Source organism: Roseobacter sp. (genome assembly GCF_024639605.1).
GTDB lineage: Bacteria > Pseudomonadota > Alphaproteobacteria > Rhodobacterales > Rhodobacteraceae > Roseobacter.
In genome coordinates, this window is record NZ_JAHEHZ010000211.1 from 1 (window position 1) to 4,444 (window position 4,444).

Annotated in this window: 4 protein-coding genes; 2 read left to right on the forward strand and 2 right to left on the reverse strand. The window is 65.2% G+C overall.

Features of this window, described 5'->3' with window-relative positions; all coding sequences use genetic code 11:
- Both Q0M35_RS17550 and bchO read left to right on the forward strand, forming a co-directional pair.
- On the forward strand, positions 1–1,214 hold a 1,214-nt coding region (locus Q0M35_RS17550), incomplete at its 5' end, for a VWA domain-containing protein (RefSeq protein WP_295317550.1).
- A 7-nt stretch (positions 1,215–1,221) separates the two neighbouring features.
- A complete protein-coding gene (gene bchO, locus Q0M35_RS17555) occupies positions 1,222–2,097 on the forward strand; it encodes an alpha/beta fold hydrolase BchO (protein WP_295317551.1) in 876 nt (291 codons plus the stop codon).
- Here bchO and Q0M35_RS17560 read toward each other — a convergent pair.
- The gene (locus Q0M35_RS17560) at positions 2,082–3,140 is read right to left on the reverse strand and encodes a ParB/RepB/Spo0J family partition protein (RefSeq protein ID WP_295317552.1); all 1,059 of its coding nucleotides are present in this window, start codon (positions 3,138–3,140) and stop codon (positions 2,082–2,084) included. The two genes, bchO and Q0M35_RS17560, sit on opposite strands and share 16 nt — an antisense overlap.
- Entirely contained in the window at positions 3,137–4,441 is a 1,305-nt protein-coding gene (locus Q0M35_RS17565) for an AAA family ATPase (protein WP_295317553.1), read from the reverse strand. The genes Q0M35_RS17560 and Q0M35_RS17565 overlap by 4 nt, the downstream gene beginning before the upstream one ends.
- Positions 4,442–4,444 lie beyond the last annotated feature (3 nt).

Below are 4,444 nucleotides of genomic sequence, written 5' to 3' on the forward strand. Positions count from 1 at the left end.
TGCCTCCCGGCTGGGCACCTGTCCCCGCGGGGACAGAGGCCTGCGACCCTGCGGATGTGACCATCGCGCCGGACCAGATCGACGCGCTGACAACGCTGGCCGCCCGCTTTGGCATCGATAATCTTCGGGCACCTTCGATGGCCGTGCGACTGGCCCGCTGCCATGCTGCCTTCAGCGGGCGCCGCACGGTTGCGGACGACGATCTGAACGCTGCGGCGACCCTCGTTTATCCGCAGCGCGCAACGACCTTTCCCGAAGAGCCGGCGGCAGAGGACGACACCCCGCCCCCGCCGCCCGAAAGCGCACCGGATGAGAGCGGTAGCGATGGCCAGCCGGATACTCTGCCTGACGGCGATATGCTCGTCGATGCGGTCAAGGCACTGTTGCCCGCAGACCTGCTCGCCGGGCTTGTCCCCGCGGGGACAGTGGCCCGCGCCACCGGAAACGGCGCCGGGAAAGCACGCAAAGGCAACCGGCGCGGCCGCCCCCTTCCCTCTCGTCCCGGGCGTCTCGACGGACGCGCCCGGATTGATCTGGTGGCGACCCTGCGGGCTGCTGCCCCCTGGCAACCGTTGCGCCGGCAGGCACAGCCCGACACACCCGGTCTGCTGATCCGGCCTGCGGACATCCGGGTGCGGCGCTATGAAGAAATGTCCGATCGTTTGCTGATATTTGCGGTGGATGCATCAGGCTCCGCGGCTGTTTCGCGGCTGAACGAGGCCAAGGGAGCGGTAGAGCTTCTGCTGGCTCAGGCCTATGCAGCGCGCGATCACGTGGCGCTGATTTCGTTTCGCGGCACCGGCGCTGAACTGATGCTGCCACCCACCCGCTCTCTGGTACAGACCAAACGCCGGCTCGCAGGGCTGCCCGGCGGCGGCGGCACACCCCTGGCCGCGGGGCTGGAACAGGCCGCGCAGCTGGCGGAACAGAGCCGCGCGCGCGGGCTTACACCCACCGTCGTGCTGCTCACGGACGGACGCGCGAACATAGCACTTGATGGCGCGCCGGACCGGGCCGCCGCAGCCGCCGATGCGTTGCAAATGACGGCGGTGTTGCGGGCGCGCGGCACGGCCGCCCTGGTGATTGATATGTCCAACCGCCCGCAGGAGGCGCTGCGCACCCTGGCAGGGCATCTGAACGCTCCGTATCTTGCGCTGCCCCGGGCAAATGCAGAGCGGCTCACCGGCGCTGTGAGCGCCGCTCTGGACGCCTGAGCGGCCTGTGCGCTGGCCGCCTCCCTCTGACTGGCCCAACGTGGCCCTCTCGCGGCAGGTGCTGTGCAGGCCGCACCGCTGGCATGTGCAGGAAACCGGTCATGGCGACACGCTGCTGCTGCTGCATGGCGCCGGCGGCAGCACGCATAGTTTCCGCGATCTGATCCCGCTGCTCAGCACAAAGTATCACGTGGTGGCGATCGATCTGCCGGGGCAGGGGTTCACACAGCTTGGCGCCCGCCACCGCTGCGGTCTGGAGCCGATGAGCGAGGACGTGGCGGCATTGTGTAAGCAGGAGGGTTGGACACCCGCCGCGATCATCGGTCATTCAGCGGGTGCAGCGCTCGCTCTGCGGCTCTCACAGCGGCTTCTGTCCCCGCGGGGACAGGCACCGGATGTGGTCGGCATCAACGCCGCTCTCGACAACTTCGAAGGCCTTGCCGGGGTGCTTTTCCCGGTGCTGGCCAAGATGCTCGCAGCCGTGCCGTTTACCGCACAGATCTTCTCCGCAGCCTCCGGCAATCCGGCGCGTGTGAAGTCTCTGATACGCGGTACAGGCTCTGAATTAGACTCTGAAGGGCTGCAGCTTTACGGCCGTCTGGTAGGCAACCGGGATCATGCAGATGCCACGCTGATGATGATGGCGCACTGGTCGCTCGCGGACCTGTTACGCGATCTTCCGCAAATCACCGCGCGGGTGTTGCTGATTGCTGCGGAGAAGGACAAGGCCGTGCCGCCGCAGGTCTCTGTACGGGCCGCCGAAAGGATCCCGGGTGCGCGCCTTATCCGCATGCCCGCCGTCGGACACCTGGCCCATGAGGAAGCACCGGAGGAGGTGGCCGGTCTGATCCTTACGTTCCTCGCAGATCAGTCTTTGAGCTGATCCAGAAACGCGCGCGCGGCGAGTTCCAGCCGCCGCGGATCGACCGCACCGAAATCATGATCCAGCAGCACCTCGAATTTGCCCGCTGAGGCCGTGCAGCGTGCCACACCTTCGGGCCGGTTGAGCTTGATCGTGGTCCGCGCGGAGGATTTCGGGGCAGGAGCTTTGGGCTTTTTCGGCTTGCCCGCACCCCCCGTCACAGCGCCGCGCAACAGGCTCAGTTCTGTCGTGGCATCCCGGTCACGCTGGCTGTCGAGCACCGCGCGCAGCTGGCCTGCGAACCGCGGATTGGCATCAAGCAGTTTCACCAGCCCCAGACCGGTCGCGCGCGGTATGGATTCGGGGAACTTCAGCGCATCGCCAACGCAGCTCAGCAGATGCACAAAACTCTTGATATAAGCCCGTTTCTGCCGCCCCGCCGAGGCATAGAGCCGGTCTACTGCCTCACCCACATCCATACCGCGCTGTCCCGCATAGCTGATCGCCAGCTGCGCCATCTCGGCAAATGAAATGTCGCGTCGCACAAGGTTTTCATCGACCATCCGGCGGTAGAGATTCCTGAGGTCCTCCCCTTTGGCCTGCAGCGTGGCCGGAATGCGCGCAAAGGCCTCGTCCCCCGTTTCGGCCAGCAGTTCGCGAAAGGCGCTGAGCCGCCGGAAGCCCTGGATCAGCTCGAAACCGTCACGCGTTTCCTCCACCCGGATCGGGTTGGACAGCCCCACGGCGCGGATCGAATCCTTGAGCTCCTGCAATTCGGGATCACGGGTGGCGGAGCGGTCACGTGTCAGCTTGTCCATGCGGATCATCCCGACCGGCACGAGCCCTGTAATCTGCCCGTTTTTCTTGAGCTTCATATACTCATGTGCGAGGCGGTCGTTCTCCTCGCGGATGCCGGCTTCGGTCGCCTGACGGGCACTCACGGCCTCGGCGTTTTCCGAGATGGCAGCCGCCATCGGGCCGCGCCGGGTCGCGGCGGGCGGTTCTGTCCCCGCGGGGACAGCGGTGTCCTCAAAGTCGATGTCAAAGACGCGTCGTTTGCTCATGCCTCATCCTCCAGTTTGTCCCAGGCCACACAGAGATGCGTCCGGAATTCCGCATAGGCCTGGTCGAAAGAGGCGCGGGCGCGCCGCCAGGTCTCACGGGTCATATCGCGGTAATCGATTTCATAGATCGACGATAAAAAGCGCCCGGACTGCTCGACTGCACGGGTCATCTCAATCGGGTGCCCGGCGACCCTATCGCCCCAAACTTTGATAAATGCCTGCCGCATCGCACGGTGCAGTTCATTGTTGGGCTCAAAGCGGGTCAGCAGGAAATGCAGGTCGAGAAAGGCCTTGGGCAGGGTCATTGTCCCCGCGGGGACAAGCCCCGAAAAACGGCTCAGATCCTCCAGGGCTTCGGCCAGCTGACCGATGAATGACGTGGTCGAATCGTACTCCCAGTAGCCGGGCCCGGAGGGGATATAGAGCATATCGGCGGCAAAAACGGCATTCATCGACTGGTACCCGATGGCAGGCGGGCAGTCGAAAAGCACCAGGTCATAGGCATCTGCGGGCAACTGGTCGAGAAAGCGCGAAACGGCGGCAAAGAACGACCATTCGGGGTTCATATGCCGGTACTGCGCAGAGGCGAACTCGACAAAGGCCGCGTTCGCACAGGAGGGCACGATATCGATGGTGGGCCAGTTCGTGGGCTTGATGAAATCCGCGGCGCGCAGATCGGCAAGCCCCATGTCCGTGATCGAGGCGGGCAGGCGGCGCTGTGGCAGGGCGGTGCCGCTTTCGGCGCCCTTTGCCGTGCGGTTCATCCGCTCCGTTTCCGCGGCCAGATCGCGCGCCATGATGCCCCAGACGGTGTACTCCTCTGCCACGTCGCTGAGGCCCATGGAATGGCTCAGCGTCGCCTGGGGGTCAAAATCCACGCAGAGCACGCGGTAGCCATCGAGGGCCGCAGCATGGGCAAAGTGCAGCGCCACGGTAGATTTACCGGCACCGCCTTTGAAGTTGGCAATAGCGGCGCGCATCGCGCGTTTGCCGGCGGGGCGGTAGGGCATCAGCGATTTGCGGTTCACCTTCAGCCGCCGGCGCAACTCGTTGATTTCCTCCAGGCTGTACCAGTGCTGGCGCCCGTCCGCTTCGACTGTGCCCTGGGGCAGCGTGGGGTCGGCGGCCAGGCGCCCGCGCATGGTCGACTGGTTCACCCGGAAGATCAGCTCCGCGACCTCCCAGCTGGAAAACCGGCGCAGGGTCTTTTCATTCTGCGGAGAATAGGTCTGCTGGCGGATGAAGCCCTGCATTTTCAGCGATTGCGCCTGCAGCCGGGCGAGGTCCTGGTGGGTGTACATCTG